The 26,735-nt window shown below is 69.2% G+C and carries 25 protein-coding genes; 19 read left to right on the top strand and 6 right to left on the bottom strand.

All coding sequences use genetic code 11. From position 1 onward, the window contains the following. Positions 1–3 precede the first annotated feature (3 nt). The 5 genes from ACTWPT_RS48135 (at position 4) to ACTWPT_RS48155 (ending at position 4,138) form a co-directional block, all read left to right on the top strand. The gene (locus ACTWPT_RS48135) at positions 4–1,089 is read left to right on the top strand and encodes a glycosyltransferase family 4 protein (protein ID WP_443184262.1); all 1,086 of its coding nucleotides are present in this window, start codon (positions 4–6) and stop codon (positions 1,087–1,089) included. A gap of 183 nt (positions 1,090–1,272) precedes the next feature. Beyond that, on the top strand, positions 1,273–2,256 hold the full coding sequence (locus ACTWPT_RS48140) for a TerC family protein (RefSeq protein ID WP_443184263.1): 984 nt from the start codon (positions 1,273–1,275) through the stop codon (positions 2,254–2,256). Positions 2,257–2,364: 108 nt separating this feature from the next. Continuing rightward, on the top strand, positions 2,365–3,015 hold the full coding sequence (locus ACTWPT_RS48145) for a phosphatidylserine decarboxylase (protein ID WP_443184264.1): 651 nt from the start codon (positions 2,365–2,367) through the stop codon (positions 3,013–3,015). After that, positions 3,002–3,826, top strand: coding sequence for a CDP-diacylglycerol--serine O-phosphatidyltransferase (gene pssA, locus ACTWPT_RS48150; protein WP_443184265.1), 825 nt, complete (start codon positions 3,002–3,004; stop codon positions 3,824–3,826). The genes ACTWPT_RS48145 and pssA overlap by 14 nt, the downstream gene beginning before the upstream one ends. A 36-nt stretch (positions 3,827–3,862) precedes the next feature. Next, positions 3,863–4,138, top strand: coding sequence for a hypothetical protein (locus ACTWPT_RS48155; RefSeq protein WP_443184266.1), 276 nt, complete (start codon positions 3,863–3,865; stop codon positions 4,136–4,138). Positions 4,139–4,220: 82 nt separating this feature from the next. On the opposite strand, the gene ACTWPT_RS48160 is transcribed toward ACTWPT_RS48155, so the two are convergent. Beyond that, entirely contained in the window at positions 4,221–4,880 is a 660-nt protein-coding gene (locus ACTWPT_RS48160) for an MBL fold metallo-hydrolase (RefSeq protein ID WP_443184267.1), read from the bottom strand. Next, positions 4,880–5,719: a maleylpyruvate isomerase family mycothiol-dependent enzyme gene (locus ACTWPT_RS48165; RefSeq protein WP_443184268.1), complete on the bottom strand. Its 840-nt coding sequence runs from the start codon at positions 5,717–5,719 to the stop codon at positions 4,880–4,882. The genes ACTWPT_RS48160 and ACTWPT_RS48165 overlap by 1 nt, the downstream gene beginning before the upstream one ends. Positions 5,720–5,935: 216 nt before the next feature. Here ACTWPT_RS48165 and uvrA point away from each other — a divergent pair, with 216 nt between their 5' ends. Then, entirely contained in the window at positions 5,936–8,776 is a 2,841-nt protein-coding gene (gene uvrA, locus ACTWPT_RS48170) for an excinuclease ABC subunit UvrA (protein WP_443184269.1), read from the top strand. A 50-nt stretch (positions 8,777–8,826) separates the two neighbouring features. Here uvrA and ACTWPT_RS48175 read toward each other — a convergent pair whose 3' ends face one another. Then, positions 8,827–9,558, bottom strand: coding sequence for a DUF2306 domain-containing protein (locus ACTWPT_RS48175; RefSeq protein ID WP_443184270.1), 732 nt, complete (start codon positions 9,556–9,558; stop codon positions 8,827–8,829). Between the two features lie 357 nt (positions 9,559–9,915). Between ACTWPT_RS48175 and ACTWPT_RS48180 the strand changes: the two genes are divergently transcribed. The 7 genes from ACTWPT_RS48180 to whiA all read left to right on the top strand — a co-directional run bounded on the left by ACTWPT_RS48180 (position 9,916) and on the right by whiA (position 17,017). Next, complete coding sequence (locus tag ACTWPT_RS48180) at positions 9,916–10,320, top strand: Rieske (2Fe-2S) protein (protein ID WP_443184271.1); 405 nt, start codon at positions 9,916–9,918, stop codon at positions 10,318–10,320. Between the two features lie 128 nt (positions 10,321–10,448). Beyond that, the gene (locus tag ACTWPT_RS48185) at positions 10,449–10,892 is read left to right on the top strand and encodes a Rieske (2Fe-2S) protein (RefSeq protein ID WP_443184272.1); all 444 of its coding nucleotides are present in this window, start codon (positions 10,449–10,451) and stop codon (positions 10,890–10,892) included. A gap of 73 nt (positions 10,893–10,965) precedes the next feature. Beyond that, positions 10,966–11,400, top strand: a complete 435-nt coding sequence (locus ACTWPT_RS48190) for a Rieske (2Fe-2S) protein (protein ID WP_443184273.1) — start codon at positions 10,966–10,968, stop codon at positions 11,398–11,400. 309 nt (positions 11,401–11,709) lie between these two features. After that, the gene (gene uvrC, locus ACTWPT_RS48195; protein WP_443184319.1) at positions 11,710–13,614 is read left to right on the top strand and encodes an excinuclease ABC subunit UvrC; all 1,905 of its coding nucleotides are present in this window, start codon (positions 11,710–11,712) and stop codon (positions 13,612–13,614) included. 355 nt (positions 13,615–13,969) lie between these two features. After that, positions 13,970–14,836 (top strand): RNase adapter RapZ, encoded by an 867-nt coding sequence (gene rapZ / locus ACTWPT_RS48200; protein WP_305921273.1) that lies wholly within the window; start codon positions 13,970–13,972, stop codon positions 14,834–14,836. Between the two features lie 209 nt (positions 14,837–15,045). Next, a complete protein-coding gene (locus ACTWPT_RS48205; RefSeq protein WP_443184320.1) occupies positions 15,046–15,963 on the top strand; it encodes a gluconeogenesis factor YvcK family protein in 918 nt (305 codons plus the stop codon). Positions 15,964–16,036: 73 nt separating this feature from the next. Next, the gene (gene whiA / locus ACTWPT_RS48210) at positions 16,037–17,017 is read left to right on the top strand and encodes a DNA-binding protein WhiA (RefSeq protein WP_185103354.1); all 981 of its coding nucleotides are present in this window, start codon (positions 16,037–16,039) and stop codon (positions 17,015–17,017) included. A 467-nt stretch (positions 17,018–17,484) separates the two neighbouring features. On the opposite strand, the gene ACTWPT_RS48215 is transcribed toward whiA, so the two are convergent. After that, the gene (locus tag ACTWPT_RS48215) at positions 17,485–18,111 is read right to left on the bottom strand and encodes a hypothetical protein (RefSeq protein WP_443184274.1); all 627 of its coding nucleotides are present in this window, start codon (positions 18,109–18,111) and stop codon (positions 17,485–17,487) included. A gap of 184 nt (positions 18,112–18,295) precedes the next feature. Between ACTWPT_RS48215 and gap the strand changes: the two genes are divergently transcribed. From gap to ACTWPT_RS48240, 5 genes are all read left to right on the top strand, one after another. Then, the gene (gap, locus tag ACTWPT_RS48220) at positions 18,296–19,300 is read left to right on the top strand and encodes a type I glyceraldehyde-3-phosphate dehydrogenase (RefSeq protein WP_443184275.1); all 1,005 of its coding nucleotides are present in this window, start codon (positions 18,296–18,298) and stop codon (positions 19,298–19,300) included. 237 nt (positions 19,301–19,537) lie between these two features. Next, on the top strand, positions 19,538–20,725 hold the full coding sequence (locus tag ACTWPT_RS48225) for a phosphoglycerate kinase (protein ID WP_443184276.1): 1,188 nt from the start codon (positions 19,538–19,540) through the stop codon (positions 20,723–20,725). 90 nt (positions 20,726–20,815) lie between these two features. Next, complete coding sequence (gene tpiA, locus ACTWPT_RS48230) at positions 20,816–21,598, top strand: triose-phosphate isomerase (RefSeq protein WP_443184277.1); 783 nt, start codon at positions 20,816–20,818, stop codon at positions 21,596–21,598. Between the two features lie 99 nt (positions 21,599–21,697). Then, positions 21,698–21,928 (top strand): preprotein translocase subunit SecG, encoded by a 231-nt coding sequence (gene secG / locus ACTWPT_RS48235; RefSeq protein WP_103961759.1) that lies wholly within the window; start codon positions 21,698–21,700, stop codon positions 21,926–21,928. A 76-nt stretch (positions 21,929–22,004) separates the two neighbouring features. Then, a complete protein-coding gene (locus tag ACTWPT_RS48240; RefSeq protein WP_127934367.1) occupies positions 22,005–22,349 on the top strand; it encodes an RNA polymerase-binding protein RbpA in 345 nt (114 codons plus the stop codon). Positions 22,350–22,402: 53 nt separating this feature from the next. Here the strand turns inward: ACTWPT_RS48240 and ACTWPT_RS48245 are convergent, their stop codons facing one another. Then, positions 22,403–24,010, bottom strand: coding sequence for an amidohydrolase (locus ACTWPT_RS48245; protein ID WP_443184278.1), 1,608 nt, complete (start codon positions 24,008–24,010; stop codon positions 22,403–22,405). Between the two features lie 25 nt (positions 24,011–24,035). Continuing rightward, positions 24,036–25,412: an NAD(P)/FAD-dependent oxidoreductase gene (locus ACTWPT_RS48250; protein WP_443184279.1), complete on the bottom strand. Its 1,377-nt coding sequence runs from the start codon at positions 25,410–25,412 to the stop codon at positions 24,036–24,038. 221 nt (positions 25,413–25,633) lie between these two features. Here ACTWPT_RS48250 and ACTWPT_RS48255 point away from each other — a divergent pair, with 221 nt between their 5' ends. Beyond that, positions 25,634–26,668 (top strand): GNAT family N-acetyltransferase, encoded by a 1,035-nt coding sequence (locus ACTWPT_RS48255; RefSeq protein ID WP_443184280.1) that lies wholly within the window; start codon positions 25,634–25,636, stop codon positions 26,666–26,668. The last annotated feature ends 67 nt before the right edge of the window (positions 26,669–26,735 follow it).

Raw genomic sequence — 26,735 nt, forward strand, 5'->3', positions numbered from 1 at the left:
GCCGTGCGGGTGGCATTCGTGCTGGGCACCACGTCCGGCGGCACCGGGCGGCACGTCCGGATGCTGACTGAGGGGCTGCTGCGGCGCGGGCACCAGGTGCTCGTCTTGGGACCGCGCAGCGTCGAGGAGCAGTTCTCCTTCGCTGCGGCGGGGGCCCGGTTCGTGGAGGTGGCCGTGTCGGATCGGCCGCATGCGGGCAACGACCTGCGTGCGGTGCTCGCGATCAGGCGGCTGACCCGGGAGGCCGAGGTCGTGCACGCCCACGGGCTGAGGGCGGGGGCGCTGGCCGCGCTCGGGGCGGGCGGCCGCCGGGGCAGGCTGGTCGTCACCCTGCACAACGCGCTCACCGCGGGCGGTCTCGTCGGATTCGTCTACGGGGTGCTCGAGCGGATCGTCGCGCGGAGAGCCGGGCGGGTGCTGGTCGTGTCGCCGGATCTCGGGGAGCGCATGACCCGGCTCGGGGCTCGGGACGTGCGTGCCGCCGTGGTGCCCGCGCCCGCGCTGCGGCCGGCCAAGCGCACACCCGAGGAGGTCAGGGACGAGCTGGGAGCCGGGCAGCGGCCCATCATGCTGACGATTGCCCGGCTCGCCCAGCAGAAGGGCCTCGAAACGCTCCTCGACGTCGCCGCCGGGCCCTGGGGGGAGCCGGGGGGCCCGCTGTTCCTTGTCGCCGGAGAGGGGCCGTTGCGGGCGGAGCTGGAGGGCAGGATCCGGCGGGAGGCGCTGCCGGTGAGGTTGCTCGGGAATCGGGATGACATTCCCGACCTGCTCGGCGCGGCCACCGCCGTGGTCACCGCCGCCCGGTGGGAGGGGCAGCCGCTCAGCATCAGGGAGGCGCTCATGGCCGGGAAGCCGGTGATCGCTACTGCCGTGGGAGGAATTCCGGAGATTGTGGGGGACGCCGGGATCCTCGTTCCCTACGGGGACGTCCAAGGGTTGCGTGGTGCCGTACGGACGCTCCTGGAGGTGCCCGGAGCTGCGGAAACGCTTGCGGTGGCGGCCGCGCGGCGCGGGCGCGAGATGCCCGGCGGCGACGCCGCCGTGGACAGCGTGCTGCAGGTTTACGACTCTCAAGATCCAACGGGATGATTAGGTGGGGGTAAGGCGTTCTCGTATACTGCCTGGGTTAGGGAGGGGAGTATCCCTTCGCGACAGCCTCGTCATCACGGTGCAGCCCCGCTCCACGGGGCCCCCGGGGCTGCCGGTCCGCGTGTTTCGCGGGCGGGAGAGACCTCCGGCACTGAGTCCTGCATTGCCGGAGGGTTTTGAGACGTGAGCGTACCCGTGTGGGCCTGGATCGCCGTGATCGGCGGTCTCATCGTTGTCCTCGCCATTGACTTGTGGATCGTCGACCGTGGAGAAGCACGTGAGTTCTCCATGCGGCAGGCCGGTTACTGGGTGACGTTCTACGTCGTCCTCGCCGTCGCGTTCGGAGTGGTCTTGTGGACCACGGTGGGGGCGGACAAAGCCGGGGAGTTCTTCGCCGGCTACATCACCGAATACAGCCTGAGCGTCGACAATCTCTTCGTCTTCTTCATCATCATGAGCAGGTTCGCCGTGCCCCGGGCGTACCAGCACAAGGTCCTGCTCGTCGGCATCCTGCTCGCGCTGGTCATGCGCGGTATCTTCATCGCGCTCGGCGCCGCGGCGCTCGAGCGGTTCAGCTGGCTGTTCTACGTGTTCGGCGCCTTCCTCGTCTACACGGCGATCAACATCGTCCGCCACCACCTCAAGGGCGAGGAAGAAGAAGTCAACGAGAACGTGCTGCTCAGGTGGGTGCGCAGGACTCTCCCCTCCACCGAGGGCTACGTCGGGTCCAAGGTCACCGTCAAGATCGACGGCAGGCGCCTGGTCACGCCGATGCTCATCGTGATGATCGCCATCGGCAGCACCGACCTGCTGTTCGCGCTCGACTCGATTCCCGCGATCTTCGGGCTCACCAAGGATCCCTTCATCGTCTTCACGGCCAACGCGTTCGCCCTGATGGGGCTGCGTCAGCTGTACTTCCTCCTGGGCGGCCTGCTGCAGCGGCTCGTCTACATCAGCTATGGTTTGGCGTTCATTCTCGGGTTCATCGGGGTTAAGCTTGTATTGGAGGCGTTGCACGCCAGCCATGTCTCCTGGGCGCCCGAAATTCCCATCTGGGTCTCGCTCTCGATCATCGGCGCCACCATGGTCATCACCACCGTGGCCAGCTTGGTGAAGGCCCGCATCGACACGCGCAAGGGCGAGGAGACGACTCCGGAGCAGGTCTAGCGAAATGGGCTTCGAGGCGCTTTGCTTGTGTAGTTGTGCCGTGTCATAGTTGCTGGTTCTGTAACATTGCGGCAAAGCGCCCAGTCCAGTCACCACCAAAGGTTGTACGTGTCCGACGATTCTGCTAGGCCCACCCGCACGAGCTCTGTCAGGCTCGCCCGCGGCGTGTCTCCTTGGCTCCTTCCGACGGCGGCCGCGGCGGCCGCCACCGCGCTGCTGACGCGCAAGGACCGGCGATGGGCGCTCGCGGCGCTGCCGCTGAGCGCGCTCACCGGGGGCATGCTCTGGTTCTTCCGCGACCCCGACCGGACTTCGGGAGAGGGCCGTGTTCTCTCGCCCGCCGACGGCGTGGTACAGAGCATCGACCCGTGGCCGGATGGCCGCACCAGGGTCGCGATCTTCATGAGCCCGCTGAACGTGCACGTCAACCGGGCCCCACTTGCGGGAAATGTCACCTCCGTGCAGCATGTGGCAGGTGGGTTCCTGCCGGCGTTCAACAAGGACAGCGACCAGAACGAACGCGTGGTGTGGCATTTCGAGACCACGCTGGGCGACATCGAGATGGTGCAGATCGCGGGCGCGGTGGCGCGCAGGATCGTGCCGTACTTGAGCGCGGGCGCCAAGGTCACGCAGGGCGAGCGGATCGGGCTCATCCGGTTCGGCTCACGGGTCGACATCTACCTTCCCGAAGGGATCTCTCCCGTGGTGTCCGTGGGGGAGAAGACGGTTGCGGGGGTGACCAGAATTGACCGCGGCTGACGCCGGCAGTTGGCAGGCGGACGAGGACGAGCCTCGGGGTCCGGTCGGCAAGGCGTTCCGCCTCTCAGCCGCCGACTCCCTCTCGCTGGGCAACGCGGTCTGCGGGTTCCTCGCGGTGTGCGTCCTGGCGTACTCGGCGATCCAGCAGCTCCAGGTCGAGGGCGGCCGGTTCACGCCCAACCCGAGCTACTTCGCCACCGCCATCGTGCTGCTGCTCATCGGGGCGACCTGCGACCTGTTCGACGGCCTCGTGGCGCGGCGCTTCCGCGCCTCGGCGATGGGGGCCGAGCTCGACAACCTCGCCGACGTCATCAGCTTCGGGTTCGCGCCCGCGTTCATGGTCGTGATCTGGGGCGGCTTCACCGATCAGGTGCCGTTCACCGCCGTGCTGGTGGCGGCGGCGTCCGTGCTGGTCGCCGGGGTCGTACGGTTGGCCAGGTTCGCCTGCGTCAAGACCAAGAGCGGCGACTTCATGGGGCTGCCCATTCCGATGGGCGCCATGACCGTGATCTCCATCGTGCTGCTGTTCCAGCCGAGCATCTGGGCGTTGCTCGCCGTGCTCGGCGTGGCGTGGCTGATGGTCAGCCGGATCGAGTACCCGAAGCCGAAGGGGCAGCTCCTGGCGGTGGTCCTCGGGTGGATCATGGTGAACGTGGCGTTCCTCACTGTCTGGGTGGCCTGGCCGGAAGGCGGCGACCTGCCGATCAAGATCGGTGCGACCATGCAGATCGCGCTCGTGGCGGCCATCCCGTTGCGGATGTTGTTCTACAAGCGCGAGCAGCGCAAGGAAGCCGAGCGCATCAAGTACTGACGAGATTTTTCGTCTTACTTCGGCTTTGATGGAGCCATGTCGGCCACGCCGCGCGAACACACGCGCACGTACTACCTTGGCAAGCTGGCCACGGAGCTGGAGCAGCGCGGGCTGACGGCGACCCTTCGGCCGTACCCGCCCGTGTTGCGGATCAGCGACCCCGACGCTGTCATGCTGGTGGAGACGGTCGACTGCGTGCCGATGCCGGAGGGTTGGTTCTTTCGGTGGTCGTGGGGCGAGCTCGTCGGGCTCGCCGACGATCCCGCCCTCGCGGCCGAGCGCATCGTCCGGGTGCTGGCCGCGCGTCAATGATCGTTGTCGCCGGCAACGATGGGTGCCGGCGGTGACGTGGTGCTCTGGTCTGTGGCCGGTCAGCTGTTTGTTGTGAGGCTGCTTACCAGCCGCGGGCCTTCCACTCCGGGAGGGAGGGGCGTTCGGCGCCGAGTGTGGTGTCCTTGCCATGGCCCGGGTAGATCCACGTCTCGTCGGGGAGGCGGTTGAAGACGCGTTCCACCACGTCGTTGTAGAGCTGGTTGAAGCGCTCCGGGTCCTTCCAGGTGTTGCCGACGCCGCCGGGGAACAGCGAGTCGCCCGTGAACAGATGGGTGCCCGCCTCCTCGCCCCCGTCGTACAGGAGCGCGATCGAGCCCGGCGTGTGGCCGCGCAGGTGGATGACTTCCAGGGTGATGTCGCCGACGGCGATCGTGTCGCCGTGCTCCACCGTGCGGTTGACCGGCAGCGGGAGGGCGGGCGCGTCCAGCGGGTGAGCGATCACCTGGGCGCCCGTGACCTTGACGAGCTGCTCCAGCGCCTGCCAGTGGTCGCCGTGCTGGTGCGTCGTGACGATCGAGCCGATCGGCTCGTCGGAGATCAGGGCGAGCAGGCGATCGGAGTCGGCCGCCGCGTCGATGAGCAGGCCGTCGCCGGTCTGCGTGGAGCGCAGCAGATACGCGTTGTTGTCGTAAGGGCCGACGGCGAGCTTGCAGATCGTCAGCGCGGGCAACTCACGCACGTCGGCGGGACCGCCGACCTGGACGTCACCTGTGTAGGTCATCAGTAGTCCTTCGGGGGCGTCGCGGGCAGATCAGCGGGGGCCGGCATCGTCAGCCACGGCGGCGGCTCTGGAAGGCCCGTCCCCCCGGGGCCTGGCATGAGCGACTGCCCCGCAGGCACCAGCGTAACGCCCCGGCCGTGAGACCTGCCGGTCAGCCAGGCCAGCATGTCGCGCGATGTGCCCTGGACGACGGGTCCGCGACCGAGGTCGTGCCAGCGGGCGACGACGCCGGCCGAGTGCTCACGTGGCGGGTCGACGCCGGCCGAGTGCTCAAGGGCCGCGTCGAGGAGGATGATCTCGCTTACCGTGCTCTTGTCGCGTGGCCAGGAGGCCAGGCAGTCGCGTAGCTCGCGGACGACGAACCGCTCGGGCCAGTCGGCGGGGCCGTACTCGGCGTCGAGGTCCACGTGGTGGAAGCCGACCTCGCGCAGGCGCCGTACGAGGACGTACCAGGCGGGGTGAGGCGGTGGGCGCATGCCCTCCACCTGGGCGGACCAGGCCTCCTCGGGGAGTTCGCGGATGGCGGTGGCCAGGCGGGCGGCCCCGTTCTCGAGGTCGGCCAGGAGCCGGGCGGCAGGCCGGGCGGCGGTGGCCTCGATCTCGGCCGCCCTGGCCTGGAGCGAGGCGTACTGGGGGATTCGGACGCCGGTCCTCGCCCAGGTCAGGAGGTTGAGGTGGGAGCCGGCGTTCTGGGCGACGTGGGCGAGCACGTGGCCCCTGGTCCAGCCGGGCAGGAGGGAGGGGGCGGCGAGGTCGGCGTCGGAGAGCGAGGCGGCCGTGGCCAGCAAGCGGGCGGTGGCGGTGGCCAGCTCCGCCTGCAGCGCGGGTAGGACGGTCATGTCTGGATATTTCTGCACTGGGGTGTCTCCACTGAGGGCGGGCATAAAGTCGCAGGTCAGATCGTTAGATGTCGAAGGCCTCCTGTCGAGGTGGCTGATGGCCGTAACCTGTGAGGGACGGATTTTCGGGGGCAGGGAAGCGGGCCGCCGAAATTGTCGGAGCTCCCGTCTACCATCCCCCGTGGACCTATCCGCCTTTCGACTTCCGGGATCGCCGTGGCAGACCGCCTGATCGTGCGTGGTGCACGAGAACACAACCTCAAGGACGTCTCGCTCGACCTGCCGCGAGACTCGCTGATCGTCTTCACCGGCCTGTCCGGCTCGGGCAAGTCGAGCCTGGCTTTCGACACGATCTTCGCTGAGGGCCAGCGGCGCTACGTCGAGTCGCTGTCGGCGTACGCTCGCCAGTTCCTCGGCCAGATGGACAAGCCCGACGTCGACTTCATCGAGGGCCTGTCGCCGGCGGTGTCGATCGACCAGAAGGCCACCAGCAAAAACCCCCGCTCGACCGTGGGCACGATCACCGAGGTCTACGACTACCTGAGGCTGCTGTGGGCCAGGATCGGCAAGCCGCACTGCCCGGTGTGCGCGCGCCCGATCGCCAGGCAGATGCCGCAGCAGATCGTCGACCGGGTGATGGACCTGGAGGAGGGCACCAGGTTCCAGGTGCTCGCCCCGGTCGTCCGCGGCCGCAAGGGCGAATACGCCGAGCTGTTCCGCGAGCTGCAGACCAAGGGCTTCGCCAGAGCCCGGGTCGACGGCACCGTGGTGCGGCTGGAGGACCCGCCGACGCTGAAGAAGTACGAAAAGCATGACATCGAGGTCATCGTCGACCGCCTGTCGGTCAAGGAGTCGGCGCGGCGCCGGCTGAACGACTCGGTCGAGACGGCGCTGCTGCTGTCCGGCGGCACGATCACGCTCGAGTTCGTCGACCTGCCCGAGGACGACCCCGGCCGCGAGCGGTTCTATTCCGAGCACCTCTACTGCCCCTACGACGACCTGTCTTTCGAGGAGCTGGAGCCGCGCTCGTTCTCGTTCAACTCGCCGTTCGGCGCCTGCCCTGAATGTACGGGTCTGGGAACGAAGATGGAGGTGGACCCCGACCTGGTCGTGCCCGACCCGGAGCGCACGCTCCGCGAGGGCGCGCTGCACCCCTGGTCGGGCGGCCACACCAGTGAATACTTCGTCAGGCTGATCGAGGCGCTGGGCAACACCGTCGGGTTCACGCTCGACACCGCGTGGGAGCGGCTGCCGAAGAAGGCGCAGAAGTCGCTGCTGTACGGCCACGACGAGCAGGTGCACGTCCGCTACAGCAACCGATACGGCAGGCAGCGCTCCTACTACACCACCTACGACGGCGTCATCCCGTGGGTGCAGCGCAGGCACGCCGAGGCGGAGAGCGACTCGAGCCGCGAGCGGTTCGAGGGCTACATGCGCGAGATCCCGTGCCCGGCCTGCAAGGGGGCCAGACTCAAGCCGGTGACCCTGGCGGTGACGGTCGCCGACAGGTCGATCGCCGAGGTGGCGGCCATGTCGATCGGCGAGTGCGCGAAGTTCCTGGCCGCGCTCAAACTGTCCGACCGCGACATGCAGATCGCCGAGCGGGTCGTCAAGGAGATCAACGCCCGCCTTGGCTTCCTGCTCGACGTCGGCCTCGACTACCTGACCATGAACCGGGCGGCCGCCACCCTCGCGGGTGGCGAGGCGCAGCGCATCAGGCTCGCCACGCAGATCGGCTCCGGTCTCGTCGGCGTGCTCTACGTGCTGGACGAGCCGTCCATCGGCCTGCATCAGCGGGACAACATGCGCCTGCTCGACACGCTGATCAGGCTGCGCGACATGGGCAATACGCTGATCGTGGTCGAGCACGATGAGGACACGATCGCGGCCGCCGACTGGGTGGTCGACATCGGTCCCGGCGCCGGCGAGCACGGCGGCCAGGTCGTGGTGTCCGGCACCGTGCAGCAGCTGCTGTCCAGCGAGGAGTCGCTGACGGGGCAATACCTGTCCGGGCGCAGGAGCATCCCCATCCCGGCCAAGCGCCGCAAGCGCGATAAGAAGCGGCAGATCACGGTCAAGGGGGCGCGCGAGCACAACCTCAAGGGCGTGGACATCGAGTTCCCGCTGGGCCTGTTCACGGCCGTGACGGGCGTGTCGGGGTCGGGGAAGTCGACGCTGGTCAACGACATCCTGTACAACGCGCTGGCCAAGGAGCTCAACGGGGCGCGCACGGTGCCGGGGCGGCACTCGCGGATCAACGGCATGGACCTCGTGGACAAGGTCGTCCACGTCGACCAGTCGCCGATCGGGCGCACGCCGCGGTCCAACCCGGCCACGTACACCGGTGTCTTCGACCACGTCCGCAAGCTCTTCGCGGCCACGACCGAGGCGAAGGTGCGCGGCTACCAGCCCGGGCGCTTCAGCTTCAACGTCAAGGGCGGGCGCTGTGAGGCGTGCGCCGGCGACGGCACCATCAAGATCGAGATGAACTTCCTGCCGGACGTCTACGTCCCCTGCGAGGTCTGCCATGGCGCCCGCTACAACCGGGAGACGCTGGAGGTCCACTACAAGGGCAAGACGATCTCCGAGGTGCTGGACATGCCGATCGAAGAGGCTCTGGGCTTCTTCGACGCGATCCCCGCGATCAAGCGTCACCTGCAGACGCTCAACGACGTGGGTCTCGGCTACGTCCGGCTGGGGCAGCCGGCCACCACGCTGTCCGGCGGCGAGGCGCAGCGCGTCAAGCTGGCCTCCGAGCTGCAGCGGCGGCAGACCGGGCGGACGATCTACGTGCTGGACGAGCCGACCACCGGGTTGCACTTCGAGGACATCCGCAGGCTGCTCGGCGTGCTGGGGCGGCTGGTCGACGGCGGTAACACGGTGATCGTCATCGAGCACAACCTCGACGTGATCAAGACAGCCGACTGGATCATCGACATGGGGCCCGAAGGCGGCTCACGCGGCGGGGGCCTGGTCGCCAGCGGCACGCCCGAGGAGGTCGCGCTGGAGGAGGAGAGCCACACCGGGCGCTTCCTGCGGAAGATCCTGTCCTTCTGAGGTAACCCGGCCTGGTGGCCGCGCGGGTCATGCGCCGTGGCGGGCATGGGTCATGCGGTTTGGCGGGCGCGGCGGCGGCGTTTGGCGGCGTCGCCGCGCTCCAGCCACCACTCGGCGAAGAGCAGCGGCAACACCCAGCCGAGCCAGGCGCTCAGCGCCGACACCGCGCTCGCCAGAAGTGTCTCGTCGCCGTGGAAGGTGGTGTCCAACTGCGGCGACAACACGATGAAGAACACGATCCCCCACAGGCGGTTCGTGATGATCGACATGGTGAGGGCGAAGCTGCGCACCATCCACCGGCGATGGTCGACGAACCTGCGCTGCCTGGCCATCCGCCAGCCCGCCAGCGTGCATCCCAGCCAGACAAGTGCCAGCACGACGCCGCTGGCGGCGGTCACCGGGCCGAAATGCGGGGTGGTCACGGAGACGATCAGCCCGAGCAGGCCGCCGGGAAGGCAGCCGGCGAAGACGTACACGCGGCCGATCATGCGGTGCGCCCGCGGGTGGCGGGCGCGGAACCAGGGCCAGATCTGCAGGCAGCACGTGATCATCGCGATCGAGCCGAAGACGACGTGCAGCGACAGGACGACGAAATGCGGCGGGAAGAAGTCCGGGGCGGGGACGCGCGACTGGCTCGGGTCCATGGACAGGTACGGGGGCAGCGAGAAGGCGATGAACGCCACCGCCACCACCGCCAGCGGTGCCACCCACGGACGGCGCCACCATCGAGGACGATGGGGCCGGGCGGGGGAGGCCGGCGGGTGCTCTGTCGAAAGTGTCATGGCCGCAAGGGTCGGGGCGGTGGCTGACCGTCGGCCTACCACCCGCTGACGCGCCACATGGACATCTGGTCAGGGGTCGCGGTGCGGCGAGGGAAGGCGTGTGGTCGGCAGGGGGCGCGGTGCGGCGGTGTGCTGCTTGAGGCCTGGTCAGAGGCCGTCCTTGACGGCGCCGCCGGGGTCGGGTCAGAGGGCCGCCGTTCGTGACGCGCCGCTGGGAGCCGGTCAGAGGCCGTGTCCTGATCGGGGGAGCGGTGGGTTCCGCCAATAGAGTTGTCAGGGCAATGACCTGACCTGCAGAGGTCAGCGGCGACGCGGAGGATCAGCGGCAATATGACGGTTACGGACGGGGGCGCAGCCATGCCTGAAAACGGCCTCGGGCGGCGCGAGATGCTGGGGACGGCCGGGGCCGCGGCGTGCGGGCTGGCGCTCGCCGGATGCGGCACGAGGGACACCAAGGCTCAGGAGAGCGTCAAGGGCAAGGCCATCACGAAGACGGCTGACGTGCCGGTGGGCGGCGGCAAGCTGATCGAGGACCTGAAGATCGTGGTGACGCAGCCCACGCATGGCGTCTACAAGGCGTACAGCGCGATCTGCACGCACATGGGCTGTGCCCTCAGCACTCCCGAGGACAACGTCATCAAGTGCGCCTGCCACGGGAGCGAGTTCGCCGCCGACAGTGGCAAGGCCATCAAAGGGCCCGCCACCGATCCGCTGGCCGCGTTCCGGGTCAGGGTCGAGGGCGACGGCGTTGTGATCGCCTGAACTGGTAATTGTGCGTAGTCGCCGGGATTGGGCTCGGGCACGCTGAACCGGCGCCATGGCGCTGGCCGTACCTGAAGTGAGGACAATCCTGGGAGGAACGCACAATGACGGAAACGACGCGCCGGACAATGATGCTCGGCGCCGGTGGCGCGGGGCTGGCGGCGGTTCTGACGGCGTGTGCGAGCTACGGTTCGCCGACGACGGAAGCGACGGCTGAGCCTCCAGCCGAAGAGCCGGCCGAGGAGGCGTCGTCCGCGGCACCTAAGAAGAAGTCGGCATCGAAGGGCAAGGCGCTGGCCGCGACCAGCGACATCCCCGAAGGGGGCGGGAAGGTCTTCGAAAGTCAGAAGATCGTGGTCACGCAGCCGACTGCGGGCGATTTCAAGGCGTTCACGGCGGTCTGCACCCACGCGGGCTGCACGGTGGCCACCGTCTCCAACAACACGATCAACTGTCCTTGCCACGGCAGCAAGTTCAGCATCGAGGACGGCTCCGTCGCCGACGGGCCCGCGGGCGAGCCGCTCGCGGAAAAGAAGATCACGGTGGACGGAGACAAGATCAGGCTGGCGTAAGGCGTCTCATGAATTTCTCACCTGGCTGCGTTTGGGTGAGCGCATGGGAGAAGACCTTCGTAGCCGCCGGGCGGTGATCGCAGGCGTGGGCGCAGGTGGCCTGGCGCTGGCGATCACCGCATGCAGCGGCGGTACCGATACCGCGACGAGCGCCGGTGGCGCCACCGAGTCGAGCGCGCCTCAATCCAGCGCCGCTCAGTCCAGTGCCGCACCCCAATCCGGGGGCGCGCTGGCCGCCACCGCCGACATCCCCGTCGGCGGTGGCACGATCTTCAAGGACCAGAAGATCGTGGTCACGCAGCCCACGTCGGGCGAGTTCAAGGCGTTCAGCGCAGTCTGCACGCACAGCGGCTGCACGGTCGGCAGCGTCGCGGACGGGCTGATCGTCTGTCCGTGCCACAACAGCAAGTTCAACATCGCCGATGGTGCCGTGTCGGCCGGCCCGGCTGACAAGCCGCTGCCCGAGCAGCAGATCAAGGTCGACGGCGACCAGATCACGCTCGCGTAGCATCGCCGCTGCGAGGAACGGTCCGGCATGGGCTGGCTTGTCCGATGATGGGGTCCGGTCGGTTGTGCCGGCCGGTCCCGACCAGTGCCGGGTGGCGCCAGAGGTATTGGCTGGAGAGGCGCTGGATGTGCGCCGGCGGTCCTGCCGGGCGGTGGCGTCGGAGGCGCCGGATGCTCGTGCCGGAGGGTGGTGCGGCCGACCGGCGACGGGTGCTCGTGCCGGAGGGTGGTGGGGCCGACCGGGGACGGGGCGACCTTGTCGGTGCGGGCTACTAGGCTTTTGGTCGTGGCGAGATCAGCGGGCAGCCCTTTGAGTTTCCGGCCCAAGCCGGGTTCGATCCCCGATTCCCCGGGGGTCTACCGGTTCAGGGACGCACACGGCCGGGTGATCTACGTAGGCAAGGCCAAGAGCCTGCGGCAGCGGCTCAACTCGTACTTCGCGGATTTCTCCGCGCTGCACCCGCGCACGCAGACGATGCTGACCACCGCCGCCGACGTCGACTGGACCGTCGTCGGCACCGAGGTGGAGGCGCTGCAGCTCGAATACTCTTGGATCAAGGAGTTCGACCCGCGCTTCAACGTGAAATACCGCGACGACAAGTCCTACCCCTACCTCGCGGTCACGATGGCCGAGGACTTCCCGCGGGTGCAGGTCATGCGCGGGGCCAAGCGCAAGGGCACACGCTATTTCGGGCCCTACTCGCACGCCTGGGCCATCAGGGAGACGGTCGACCTGTTGCTGCGGGTCTTCCCGGTGCGGACGTGCAGCGCCGGAGTGTTCAAGCGGGCCGGGCAGATCGGCCGGCCCTGCCTGCTCGGCTACATCGACAAGTGCTCGGCGCCCTGCGTCGGCCGGGTCACCCCGGAGGAGCACCGCGCCCTGGCCGAGGACTTCTGCGACTTCATGGCGGGTAACTCCAACCGCTTCATCAAGCGTCTCGAGAAGGAGATGCGCGACGCCGCCTCCGAGCAGGAATACGAGCGCGCCGCCCGGCTCAGGGACGACATCCAGGCCCTGCAGCGGGCGCTGGAGAAGCAGGCGGTCGTGCTCGGCGAGGGCACCGACGCCGACGTGATCGCGCTGGCCGAGGACCCGCTCGAGGCCGCCGTGCAAGTCTTCTACGTGCGCGGCGGCCGCATCCGCGGCCAGCGCGGGTGGGTGGTCGACAAGGTCGAGGAGACCACGCCCGGCGAGCTGGTCGAGCAGTTCCTGCTGCAGATGTACGCCGAGGCCGCCCCCGAGTCGATGCCCCGCGAGGTGCTCGTGCCCGCCCTGCCGCCCGACAACGAGGCGGTCGCGGAGCTGCTGGGCGAGCAGCGCCGGGCCCGCGTCGACGTACGCGTGCCGCAGCGCGGCGACAAGCGGGCGCTGATGGAGACCGTCGAGCGCAACGCCAAGGAGTCGCTCGCGCAACACAAGATCCGCCGCGCCAGCGACCTGACCACGCGCAGCAAGGCGCTGCAGGAGATCGCCGACGCGCTCGACCTCGACCAGGTGCCGCTGCGCATCGAGTGCTACGACGTCTCCCACCTGCAGGGCGAGAACGTCGTGGCGTCGATGGTGGTGTTCGAGGACGGGCTGGCGCGCAAGAGCGAATACCGGCGCTTCGCGGTCAAGACCAAGGAAGGCGACGTCGCCTCGATCCACGAGGTGATCATGCGGCGGTTCCGCCGTTACCTGGAGGAACGTTCCGCCACCGGCGAGCTGGCCCCCGACGACCAGGACGCGCACGGCCCCATCGACCCCGAGACGGGCAAGCCGCGCAAGTTCGCCTACCCGCCCAACCTTGTCGTGGTCGACGGCGCGGGCCCGCAGGCCGCCGCCGCCCAGCGGGCGCTCGACGAGCTCGGCATCGACGACGTGTCCGTGTGCGGGCTCGCCAAGCGGCTGGAGGAGGTGTGGCTGCCCGGCGACGACCAGCCCGTGATCATGCCTCGGTCGAGTGAAGGTCTCTACCTGCTGCAACGGGTCCGGGACGAGGCGCACAGGTTCGCCATCACCTACCATCGTTCCAAGAGGGCGAAGTCGGTGAAGGAGAGCGCGCTCGACGGCGTGCCCGGCCTCGGCCCCGCCCGGCGGCAGGCGCTGCTCAAGCACTTCGGCTCCGTGAAGAAGCTGCGGGAAGCCACCGCCGCCGAGATCTGCGAGGTTCCGGGCATCGGCCCGTCGATCGCCGAGGTCATCGTCTCGACGCTGAAGGGGGACTCGCCTTGATACCGCCACGGTCGTACAGAGCGGCGAGCTTGGGGCGGAGAGCGGTAGCTTGCGTGACCTGCGGAGCCCCGTGCGAGCGCGACCATGAGCACAGAGCGGCGAGCTTGGGGCGGAGAGCGGTAGCTTGCGTGTCCAGCGGAGCCCCTGTGCGAGCGCGACCATGGACACAGAGGGACATGGCGAAGGCGGGTTCCCGCATTCGCTAGTGTGAAAGGGCGTGCCGCGATGACTGAACCGGGCGTGCCGGGCGGCCGCCGTGCGGTGAGCGCCCGGGTCGCTGGGCCGGCGGGCGGCGTCGGCCGGAGAGGGCGTTGACATGGACACCGGTGAGGCACAGCCGGGACGGAGTGAGGCGATGAGCACCGGGCCGGCGTTCGTCATCGTGACCGGCATGTCCGGGGCGGGACGCAGCACTGCGGCCAAAGCGCTCGAGGACCTGGGCTGGTTCGTCATCGACAACCTGCCGCCGGGCCTGCTGTTCGCGATGGCCGAAGAGGCGGGCAAGGTCAAGCTGGCCGCCGACAAGGTGGCCGCTGTCGTGGACGTGCGCAGCCTCGCCTTCACCACCGACCTCAACGCCGCCATCGAGGAGCTCGAAGGGCGCGGGGTGCGGGTGCGCGTCGTGTTCCTGGAGGCCAGTGACGAGGAGCTGGTGCGGCGCTTCGAAAACGTCCGCAGGCCCCACCCGCTGCAGGGCGAGGGACGGCTGGTCGACGGCATCGCTCGGGAGCGGGGGATCCTGCGGGAGGTGCGGGCCAACGCCGATCTGGTGATCGACACCTCCTCGCACAACGTGCATGATCTGAGAAACAAGATCGTGGCATACTTCGGCGGCGAGGACCGGCCGGGGCTGCGGGTCAACGTGGTGTCCTTCGGGTTCAAGTACGGCCTGCCGGTCGACGCCGACCTCGTCGTGGACTGCCGGTTCCTGCCCAACCCGCACTGGGTGCCCGAGCTGCGGCCGATGAACGGGCTGGAGGCGCCGGTCCGCGACTACGTGCTGGGGCAGCCGGGCGCCAAGGAGTTCCTGGACGCGTACGAGGAGGTCTTGCGGGTGGTCGCCGCCGGGTACGCGCGTGAGGGCAAGAGCTACGCGACGCTGGCGGTGGGTTGCACGGGTGGCAAGCACCGCAGTGTGGCCATGGCCGAGCAGGTCGCCGCCCGTCTGCGCGACCGCGGGATGGAGGTCCAGGTGAGCCACCGGGATGTGGGGCGGGAGTGACCGATGAGGGCTTCGAAGCAGCGGCTCTGCCCGATCCGGCAAGCGGCGGTGCCATCCCGGTAGGGCGTCCGCGGCCGGCTGGTGCTTCCCTGGGAGACTCGGGCGGCTCTCCAGCGGGGCGCGGTGTGGCCGGGGGTGTTCCGCCTGGTGAGGAGGGGCGGTTCAGCGTGGCGTGCCCTACTGGACGGCGGGCGGAGTCCGGGCCGAGCGTGGTCTCGCTCGGCGGCGGGCACGGGTTGTTCGCGTCCCTGTCGGCATTACGGATCGTCACCGACACACTGACCGCGGTGGTGACCGTCGCCGACGACGGCGGCTCCAGCGGGCGGCTGCGCCGTGAGCTCGGCGTCCTGCCGCCCGGCGACCTGCGGATGGCGCTGGCCGCCCTCTGCGGCGACGACGAGTGGGGCAGCACCTGGAGCGAGGTCGTGCAGCACCGCTTCCGGAGCGAGGGCGAGCTGCACGGGCATGCCGTCGGCAACCTGCTGATCGTGGCGCTGTGGGAGCTGCTCGGCGACCCCGTGGCCGGACTCGACTGGGTCGGGCGGCTGCTGGGCGCGCACGGGCGGGTGCTGCCGATGGCGTCGGTGCCGCTGGACATCGTGGCCGAGGTGGAGCTCGACGGCGTCGTCTCGACCGTACGCGGGCAGGTGGCGTGCGCCCTGACGCCCGGCCGCGTCCAGGCCATCTCGCTGGTGCCGGAGGACCCGCCCGCGCGGCCCGAAGCCGTCGCGGCGGTGCTGGAGGCCGACTGGGTGGTGTTCGGGCCCGGGTCGTGGTTCACCAGCGTGCTGCCGCACCTCAAGGTGCCCGAGCTGGCCAGGGCCCTGCACGAGACCAGGGCCAATCGACTCGTCACCCTCAACCTGGCCCCGCAGGTGGGCGAGACCGACGACTTCTCCCCCCAGCAGCATCTGGAGGTGCTCAGGCAGCACGCTCCCGATCTGTCGATCGACGTCGTGCTCGCCGACACCGGAGTGGTCGACGACCCCGACGCGCTGGAGAAGGCCGCCGCCGCGCTCGGCGCGCGGCTCGTCATGGCGGACGTGGCCGCCGGGGACGGCTCGCCGAGGCACGACCCACGACGTCTTGCCTCCGTCCTGGACGAGATTTTCCTCCAGAAGCGTTGATCCTGGTCGGCGTGGCGCGAAGGTGCGAGAGACTGACGGGAGCCGGTCTGCATGGGGGAGAGGACTAACGCTTATGGCGATGACAGGTGTGGTGAAAGACGAACTGAGCCGCCTGCCGGTGTTGAAGCCGTGCTGCCGCAAGGCGGAGGTTTCCACGCTGCTGCGGTTCGCCAGCGGCCTGCACCTGGTGGGCGGGCGGATCGTGATCGAGGCCGAGCTCGACACCAACGCCACCGCACGGCGACTGATCAAGGACATCGGCGAGGTGTTCGGCCACAAGGCGGAGGTGCTCGTCCTCGCGCCCGCCGGGCTGCGCAAGGGCTCGCGCTACGTCGTGCGCGTCTACCGCGACGGTGAGGCCCTCGCCCGCCAGACTGGCCTGATCGACAACCACGGCCGCCCGGTGCGTGGCCTGCCCCGCCAGGTGGTGGCGGGCGCCGCGTGCGACGCCGAGGCCGCCTGGCGCGGCGCCTTCCTGGCGCACGGCTCGCTCACCGAGCCGGGGCGGTCGATGTCGCTCGAGGTCACCTGCCCTGGGCCGGAGGCGGCGCTCGCGCTGGTGGGCTCGGCACGGCGGCTCAAGATCCACGCCAAGGCGCGGGAGGTGCGCGGCGTGGACCGGGTCGTCGTACGCGACGGCGACGCGATCAGCGCGTTGCTCACCCGGCTCGGGGCCCACGACAGCGTGCTCGCCTGGGAGGAGCGGCGGATGCGCCGCGAGGTGCGGGCCACCGCCAACCGGCTGGCCAACTTCGACGACGCCAATCTGCGGCGCTCGGCCCGGGCGGCGGTGGCGGCCGGGGCGCGGGTGCAGCGGGCGCTGGAGATCCTCGGGGAGGAGGCTCCTGAGCACCTGGTGGTGGCGGGGCGGCTGCGGGTCGAGCACAAGCAGGCGTCCCTGGAGGAGCTGGGGCAGATCGCTGATCCGCCGCTGACCAAGGACGCGATCGCGGGGCGGATCCGGCGGCTGCTCGCCATGGCCGACAAGCGCGCCTCCGATCTCGGCATCCCCAATACCGAGGCCAACCTCACCGTTGACATGCTCGCCCCGTGAGCCCGTGATGGCCGCTTGACATGCTCGTCCCGTGGCGGTTGGACATGTTCGCCTGTGGCGGTTAGTCATGTTCGCCTGTGGCGGTTAGTCATGTTCGCCCGTGGCGGTCAGACCGCTCGGCGTGGCGGTCAGACATGTTCGCGCGTGGCGGTCAGACCGTTCGGCGTGGCGGTCAGACATGTTCGCGCGTCGCGGTCAGACCGCTCGGCCTGTGGCTGTTGGATATGTTCGCCCGCGGTTAGACATGCTCGGCCGTGATGGCCGTTTACATCGCCCCGTGATGGCCCTTGCGTCTGTGATGGGTGCGGCGCTACTGAGACCCATCCTTTACGGCAAGCCGAGTGGGCCGCACGCGCCGACGCGCGTTCCGTCTGTCATGGCCGGTCGTGAAGGCTCACGGGTTGCTCGCCGTGACGGAGCGCATGCTTGGCCCACTTCCGTGGCTTGTGTGACGCTGAGCGGGGTCGTCAGTCGCGGGCGGGCTTGCGGGGTGTGAAGAGGTCACCGGCCGGCTGTTCCTTGGCCGGGGTCTGGGCCGGCTCGAACGGGGCGCGGTATTCCGGCTCCTCCTGCTGTTCCGGCTCCTCGGCGCGCTGGGTGCGGCGGATGCGTGACACGCGCAGAGCGAGCAGCAGGAGGGCGGACAGGGCCGCTACGGCGATGTACAGCCAGACCGGCCAGGTGTTCGTCAACGGGCCGCCGTAGAGGGAAAACGCGTGGGAGAGGCCGTCGGAGGCGTTGGTCAGGGTGATGTCACTCAGTTCGGCGGGGGTGTCCTTGCCGTGCATGGCGGCGCCCGCCATGACCGACAAGCCCGCGATCTGGCCGGCGGCCACGGCCGCGCCGGCGTACAGCGCCCCCACGGGGATAAGGATCACGCTGCGTGGGCGTACCGCGCCGATCGCCAGGGTGATGAGCAGCGCGATGAGGAAGGACAGCGCGACGGACAAGGGATGGCCGTTGCCGAACGTCGTGACGGCGTACGGAAGGCGGGTCTGGAACAGGACGGCCGCCCCCAGGCCGGCCGCGCAGATCAGCGCGGCGACTAGTCCTACGGCTAGTCCGGGAAGCAGCCCGGACCGCTTATGTGACATCTCAGCCCCCAGAGAATGCACGAATTTACTCCGATGAGTCGGGCACTTTACTCGAACGTCTCAAAACGTGCGTGCGGAACCGTCATTCAGACTGCGGGGGTGGCAGTGGTCTAAACCAATTTGCGTCCGATAAGGTTCGTGTTTGAGGTTTCAGCCCGCCATCTGTTCGAGGAGTTCGAGTTCCGTGAGCATCCGCGTAGGCGTCAACGGCTTCGGCCGTATCGGTCGCAACTTCTGGCGCGCTGTCGCCGCCAGCGGCAAGGACATCGAGATCGTCGCGGTCAACGACCTGACCGACAACGCGACGCTCGCTCACTTGCTGAAGTACGACAGCATCCTGGGCCGCCTGCCCTACGAGGTGAAGGCCACCAGCGATGAGATCATCGTCGACGGCAAGGCGATCAAGGTCTTCGAGGAGCGCGACCCGGGCAAGCTGCCCTGGGGTGACCTCGGTGTGGACGTGGTCCTGGAGTCGACGGGGCTGTTCACCGACGCCACCAAGGCCAAGGTGCACGCCGACAACGGCGCGAAGAAGGTCATCATCTCCGCCCCGGCGAAGAACGAGGACTTCACGGTCGTCATGGGCGTCAACGACAGCGCCTACGACCCGGCCAAGCACACGATCATCTCCAACGCTTCCTGCACCACCAACTGCCTGGCGCCGATGGCCAAGGTCCTGCACGACTCCTTCACCATCGAGAAGGGTCTGATGACCACCATCCACGCCTACACGCAGGACCAGAACCTGCAGGACGGCCCGCACAAGGACCTGCGCCGCGCCCGTGCAGCCGCGCTCAACGTGGTGCCCACGTCCACCGGCGCCGCCAAGGCCATCGGCCTGGTCCTGCCCGAGCTCAAGGGCAAGCTCGACGGCTTCGCCATGCGGGTGCCGATCCCCACGGGCTCGGCCACCGACCTCACCGTCGACGTCAGCCGCGACGTCACGGTCGAGGAGGTCAACGCCGCGGTCAAGGCCGCTGCCGAGGGCCCGCTCAAGGGCATCATCAGCTACACCGAGGACGAGATCGTCTCCTCCGACATCGTCACCGACCCGGCTTCCTGCATCTTCGACTCCGGCCTCACCAAGGTCATCGGTAACCAGGTCAAGGTCGTCGGCTGGTACGACAACGAGTGGGGCTACTCCAACCGTCTCGCCGACCTGATCGAGCTCGTGGGCCGCGGTCTCTGACGCGGGGTGCCGCCGTCTGGGCCCGTTCTCCGCATGAACGGTCTCGTCGTCCTGTCGTCTCATCGGTGCGACCTCCATGTGAGCGTCGCACCGATCACACGCGATGCGCTGGATCGCAGGAGCGGTCTGGAGGACGAGCGCCGGGAGCGGAGCGACCGGGCAGCGGGAAGGCGGCGGCATTGGCGACCGAGCCGGCTCATGGAGTGAGGCCATGTACACAGTGACGGGAGAATGAGCATGCGCACGCTCGATGATCTCGACGTGAAGGGGCGGCGCGTGCTCGTACGCGCCGACCTCAACGTCCCCCTCGACGGGGAGACGATCACCGACGACGGCCGCATCCGCGCGTCGGTGCCGACGATCAAGGCCCTGCTGGACGGGGGCGCCAAGGTCGTCGTCTGCGCCCATCTGGGCCGGCCCAAGGGCCAGGTCAATCCGAAATACTCGCTCAGGCCGGTGGCCAGGCGCCTGGGCGAGCTGCTCGGCCAGGACGTGGCCTTCGCCGCCGACGTGGTGGGCGACAGCGCGCGAAGCACCGTTGAATCGCTCCAGGACGGCCAGGTGGCCCTGCTGGAGAACCTGCGGTACGAGCCGGGCGAGGAGTCCAAGGACGACGCCGTGCGTGGCGCGTTCGCCGAAAAGCTGGCCGGGCTGGCCGAGCTCTACGTCGGCGACGGATTCGGTGCGGTGCACCGCAAGCACGCCAGCGTCTACGACGTGCCCAAGCTACTGCCGCACGCGGCGGGCGGACTGGTCGTGGCCGAGGTGGATGTGCTGAAGAAGCTCACCGAGGACCTCGAGCGGCCTTATGTGGTGGTGCTGGGCGGCGCCAAGGTCTCCGACAAGCTCGGCGTCATCGCCAGCCTGCTGACCAAGGTCGACCGGCTGCTGATCGGCGGCGGCATGGCGTACACCTTCCTCAAGGCCCAGGGCCACGAGGTCGGCAATTCGCTGCTCCAGGAGGACCAGCTCGACCAGGTGCGCGGCTTCCTCGACGAGGCCGCCAAGCGGGGTGTCGAGCTCGTCCTGCCCGTCGACGTGCTGGCCGCGGTGACCTTCGCCGCCGACGCCGAGCACGAGGCGGTCGAGGCCACCGCGATCCCGGCCGACCGCGAGGGGCTCGACATCGGCCCCAGGACGCGCGAGTTGTTCGCCGCCAAGCTGGCCGACGCCAGGACCGTCTTCTGGAACGGGCCCATGGGCGTCTTCGAGTTCGACGCGTTCTCCGGCGGCACGAGGGCGGTGGCCGAGGCGCTGATCGCCGCCGACGCATTCACCGTGGTGGGTGGCGGCGACTCCGCGGCCGCCGTACGCAAGCTGGGGCTTCCCGAGGACGGTTTCTCGCACATCTCCACAGGCGGCGGAGCCAGCCTCGAATACCTTGAGGGGAAGACCCTCCCTGGACTCGCCGCTCTGGAGGAGTGAGTTGACCATGAAGCGAACCCGACGCAGTGAGTGGAGTGGAGGCCCGACGCAGTCGGGACTCCGCGGAGCGAAAGAAGTGGTGAGCGACCAATGAGCACGCGCAAGCCGCTCATCGCCGGCAACTGGAAGATGAACCTCAACCATCTCGAGGCCATCGCGCTCGTCCAGAAGCTGGCCTTCGCACTCAACGACAAGGACTTCGACAAGGTCGAGGTCGCCGTCCTGCCCCCTTACACCGACCTGCGCAGCGTCCAGACCCTCGTGGACGGCGACAAGCTCAGGATCGTGTACGGCGCCCAGGACCTGTCCCAGCACGACGGCGGTGCCTACACCGGTGAGATCTCCGGCGCCATGCTGGCCAAGCTGGGCTGCACCTACGTCGTGGTCGGCCACTCCGAGCGGCGGCAATACCACGGTGAGGACGACGATCTGGTCAACGCCAAGGTCCAGGCCGCTTACAGGCACTCGCTCACGCCGATCCTGTGCGTGGGCGAGCGGCTGGAGGTCCGCCAAGAGGGCGGTCACATCGCGCACTGTTTCGGCCAACTCGACGGAGCGCTGCGCAAGATCTCGGCGGAGCAGGCAAAATCGATAGTGGTGGCCTACGAGCCGGTGTGGGCGATCGGCACCGGCGAGGTGGCCACCCCTGAGGACGCCCAGGAGGTCTGCGGGGCGCTGCGAGTCAGACTCGCTGAGCTCTACGACTCCGAAGTGGCCTCGGCAGTCCGTATCCTTTACGGAGGCTCGGTCAAGTCAGGCAATATCGCAGGGATCATGGCACAGGCGGACGTCGACGGCGCGCTGGTGGGCGGCGCCAGCATCGATGCAGGTGAGTACGCCAAGATCTGCCGGTTCCCCGAAATGCCAGGCTAACTGAGTCGTTCTGGGGGTGCGACTTGACAACAGGTCGTACCCTCAAGAGGCAAGTTTGAATCGTCACGCGTAACAGAGCATTGAAGGAACAGACATACCGTGGAAATCGGAATCTCCATCGCCCTCATCCTGGCGAGCCTTCTCATGATCCTGCTCGTCCTGCTCCACAAGGGTAAGGGTGGTGGCCTGTCTGACATGTTCGGCGGCGGTTTCTCGTCGAACTTCGGTGGTTCCTCGGTGGTGGAGCGCAACCTCGACCGGCTGACCGTTATCACGGGCACGGTCTGGTTCGTCTGCATCATCGCTCTCGGCCTGCTCATGAGGCCCTGAGCCAACAAAGTCAAACGCGTGACAGTGATTCTCCCCCCGTGTTCCTGCGCGGGGCGATCGAGCGAGGAGTTCATCCGTGGGTAGTGGCAACGCGATCCGTGGCAGCCGAGTCGGCGCCGGCCCTATGGGGGAGGCCGAGCGTGGCGAGGCGGCTCCGCGAGTGCGGGTCTCGTTCTGGTGCGCCAACATGCACGAGACGCGCCCCAGTTTCGCCAGTGACGCGGCGGTCCCCGAGCTGTGGGACTGCCCACGTTGTGGCCTCCCAGCCGGACAAGACGAGGAGGCCCCGCCTGCCCCGCCGAAGAACGAGCCGTACAAGACGCACCTTGCGTACGTGAAGGAGCGCAGGAGCGACAAGGACGGCAAGGCGATCCTCGAGGAGGCACTGGAGCGCCTTCGCGCCAACAAGTCCCCCTGGTAGTCGGCTGACGGCGAAGGGCCCCGGGCGGATGTCCGGGGCCCTTCGCCGTTTCGTCAGGGGCTTTGATGAACCGGCTCGCCGTCCACGAACGTCATGCGCGCCCGCGTCGTCCAGATGTCCTCCGGTGGCAGCGCGAACGGGTCGCGGTCCAGGACCGCCAGGTCGGCGGGTCGGCCGGGCTCGATCGCCCCGGCGGGGGAGCGGTTGATCCAGGCGGAGCCGGAGGTGTACGCGGCCATGGCGGTGGCCAGGTCGATGCGCTGGCCGGCCAGGAACGGCGTCTGCGCGGTCGGATAGCCGGCGTGGATCGAGCCGCCCGGCTCCGTGCGATTCACCGCCACGTGCATGCCCTGCAGCGGGTCGGCGTCCGAGACCGGCCAGTCGCTGCCGGCGCAGAAACGCGTGCCGTGGTCGAGCAGGTCCTTGAACGGGTACTGCCACGACGAGCGCGGCTCGCCCAGGTACGGCAGCGTCAACTCGTCCATCTGGGCGTGGTGGGTGGCCCACAGCGGCTGCAGGTTGGCCGTGACGCCCAGGGCGGCGAACCGCGGCACGTCCGAGGGCTCGATGATCTGCAGGTGGGCGATGTGGTGCCGGTTGGCCGGGTTCGTGCCCTCGAAGCTGTCCAGAGCCTCGCGCACGGCCCGCTCGCCGATCGCGTGGAAGTGGACCTGGAAGCCGAGCCGGTCCAGCTCGGCGACGTACTCCTTCAGCTTGTACGGGTCCACGTACGACAGGCCCGTGCCCCCGCACAGGCAGTACGGCTCCAGCGTCGCGGCCGTGAAGTTCTCCGTGATGCCGTCCTGCATGATCTTGACAGAGGTGGCCTTGAAGCGGTCGAGGCCCTCGGCCGCGGCCCGGCGCTCGACCAGGTCGCCGAGTTGGTCCAGGCCGCGCGTCCGGTCCCACCACAGGGCGCCTGTCACGCGTGCCCTCAGCCGCCCTGAGCGGGCCGCGGACAGGTAGGTGGGCAGTTGGTCGTGGGAGCCCGCGTACGAGCCCACGATGGCGTCCTGCCAGCCTGTGATGCCCAGCGAGAACAGATGCCGCTGCGCGTCCTCCAGCGCGTTCTCCAGGTCCTGGGCGGTCGGGCGGGGGGTGAGCAGGCCGACCAGGTCCATGGCGCCCTCGTGCAGGACGCCGGTGGGCGTGCCGTCGGGGTCGCGCTCGATGCGGCCGTCCACCGGGTCGGGGGTGTCCTTCGTGATCCCGGCCAGGTCGAGGGCGCGGGTGTTGACCCAGGCGGCGTGGTGGTCACGCTGGATCAGGTAGGCCGGGCGATCGAGGAAGTCGAGGTGGTCGCGGTGGGGAAGGCCGTTCGGGAACGCCGACATGTCCCAGCCGCCGCCATCAATCCACTCTTTATCGCGATTTTTCGTGGCATAGTCGGCGATCTTGGCTACGTATGCGTCCAGGCCGAAAAGCTCGGACAGATCGCACTTCGCCCGTTCCAAGCCCGCCTGCACCGGGTGGATGTGCGCGTCCGTGAAGCCCGGCGTCAGCAGGCCGCCGGCCAGGTCCACCGTGTCATGGGCCGGTGCCTGACGGGCCAGCTCGGCCTCGGGGCCCACGGCGGCGATCACGCCGTCGCTCACCAGTACGGCCGCCTGCCGGACGCCTGCAGGAGTGAAGACGCGGCCTCCTCGGAAGAGAATGTTCATCAAGATCTCCTTTGAGGTCAGATGATCAGTGACCGGTGATGAGGTCGGCGAAACGGGCGAGGGCCGAGGTGCGGGGCATGGCGCGCTCCCGGTGGTCGGCGACCCGGTACAGGCGGTACATCGTGTGCACGCCGAGCCAGCGCAGCGGCTCCGGCTCCCACGGGCGGACCTTGCGGCCCACCCACGGCAGGGACGTCAGCTCCGTCTCATCGCCCAGGATCAGGTCGCGGAGCGTGCGGCCGGCCAGGTTGGTGGTGGTGACGCCGTGGCCGGTGTAGCCACCCGCCCAGCCCAGGCCCGTGGCGGGGTCCACGTGGACCGTCGAGCACCAGTCGCGCGGCACGCCCAGCACGCCCGACCAGGCGTGCGCGACCGACGAGGAGCGGGCGGCCGGGAAGAACTCGGTGAGCAACTGCCACAGCGCCTCCACGGTCCACTCGTGGGTGTGGCCGCGGGCGTCGACGCGGGAGCCGTACAGGTAGGGGCGGCCGCGGCCGCCGAAGGCGATGCGGTCGTCGGCGGTGCGCTGGGCGTACATGTAGTAGTGCGCCATGTCCCCGAGCAGTTCGGCGCCCCGCCAGCCGACCTCGTCCCAGAACGACGGCGGCAAAGGCTCGGTGACGATCATGGAGCTGTTCATGGGGAGCCACTGGCGGCGCAGGCCGCGCAGGCGGGCGGTGAAGCCCTCCGTCGCGCGGATCACGTGCCCGGCCGTCACGGTGCCGTACGGGGTGACCGCCCGGTGCGGGACGATCTCCGTAACCGGCGTGCGCTCGTAAAGGGGCACGCCGAGGTCGCGTACGGTCCTCGCCAGGCCGCGCGCCAGCTTGGCGGGCTGGATGCGGGCACAGTGCGGGCTCCAGGAGGCGGCCAGCGCCCCGTCCACCCGTACGTGCTCCGCCGGGTCCACCAGCCGCAGATCGGGCTCATCGATGCCCCACGCGCGGGCCGCCGAGACCGACTCACGCAGCCTGGCGGCCTGGGCGGGGGTCCGGGCCACGTTCACGACGCCGCCCTTGATCAGGTCGCAGTCGATGCCCTCCGCCTCGCAGACCGCGATGACCTCGTCGATCGAGGCGTACATCTCGCGCTGCAGGCGCCGCGCGCCCGCGCCGTAGCGTTCGTGCGAGCCGGCCAGGTCGCCGGTCAGCCAGCCGCCGTTGCGGCCGGAGGCGCCGAATCCGGCGAACTCTTGCTCCAGCAGCACGACCCGCAGGGAAGGGCGGGCTCGCTTGAGGTAATACGCGGTCCACAGGCCCGTGTAGCCGGCGCCGACGATCGCCACGTCCGCCTCCAGGTCGCCGTTGAGCCTGGGGCCTGGGGCGGGCACGCCGGCCGATCGGTACCAGAAGGACACGTCGCCGTTCACGAACTCTGACGACAAGGGAACACGCACGCTCATGCCCCCGTATCCTGCTATATCCGGACACAGGACCGCATCTCACGACGAAATTCGTGATCGATGCGGTACGGGGCGTGGGGGTCGTGGTGCGCCTCTCGGGGCCGTGGCGGAGCAAGCGGGAAAATCAACCATCCTCGGGCAATATCCGGATACATAGGTTCATTCCCCGATGAAACACGTCGTTAGCCGAGGCGTAACAGCTCCCCGGCATGCTGATGGACATGGGATTCTTGCGCATCCGCACCACGGTGGACGAGCGGCCCGGGCGGCTGGCCTCCCTCGCCTCGGCCCTCGCCGACAGGGGCGGCAACATCCTCGGCCTGAGCGTGCAGTCCGACACCGACGGAACCGTTGACGAGTTCGTCGCCGACATCCCCGCCAATCCCGAGACCGTGCGCGAGGCCCTGGAGGCGGCCGGCGGCCGCCGCGTCCAGGTGGTCCCGGCCACCGCCCACGAACTGACCGACGAGCCCACCAGGGCCCTGCTGCTGGCCTCCAGGCTGCGCTCGATGCCCTGGCGGCTGCCCGAGCTGCTGGCCGAGCTGCTGCGCGCGGACGACGCCCGGTGGATCTATGGTGAAGCGGTGAGTGATCTTCCTGACCCGACCCAGCTCGTCGTACCCGTGGCCGCCCGGCGCGCGGTCCGCCTGCGCCGCGCCGACCTGCCCTTCACGCTGACCGAGGCGGCCAGGGCCGCCTCCTTCGCCAGGCTGGCCCAGCCGGCCGTCGAACAGAGTGGCGGCGAGCGTGCGGTCAAGCTGGGCGACGGCGCCGAGGTCACGGTCCGCCCGCTCACCTCGATTTACCGGGAGGCCGTACGCGACCTGCACGACAGGTGCTCGCCGGAGTCGCGCAGGTTCCGCTACTTCACCTCGATGCCCGCGCTGCCGGCCCGCATGTTCGACCGCCTGTGCGACAGGAGCCAGGGATATTCGCTGGTCGCCGGGCACGATGGGCAGGTCGTGGCGATGGCCAACCTGATGTTCACCCCCGACCCGGGCATCGCCGAGATGGCGTTCCTGGTCGAGGACCGCTGGCAGGGGCTCGGCCTGGGCACGGCCATGGCCAGGATGCTGGTCGCGGCAGCCCGCGATCTCGGGTACGCCGAGGTCAGGGCCACCATGCTGTCCGACAACGCCAGGATGCGCAGGCTGCTGGTCTCCCTGGGCGCCACGCTCGGCTACACCGAGGACCCCGGCGTGGTCGAGGCCCGGCTCCCCGTCGGCGCGCTGGCCTCTGCCGACCGGCGGGCCTAGCCGACGCCTTCCTCGTCGTCGTCCCGCCGGTCCCCGGGATTGCCCTTGGGCCGCTGGACGCCCAGAT

This window comes from Nonomuraea sp. 3N208, assembly GCF_052245935.1.
Taxonomy (GTDB): Bacteria; Actinomycetota; Actinomycetes; order Streptosporangiales; family Streptosporangiaceae; genus Nonomuraea.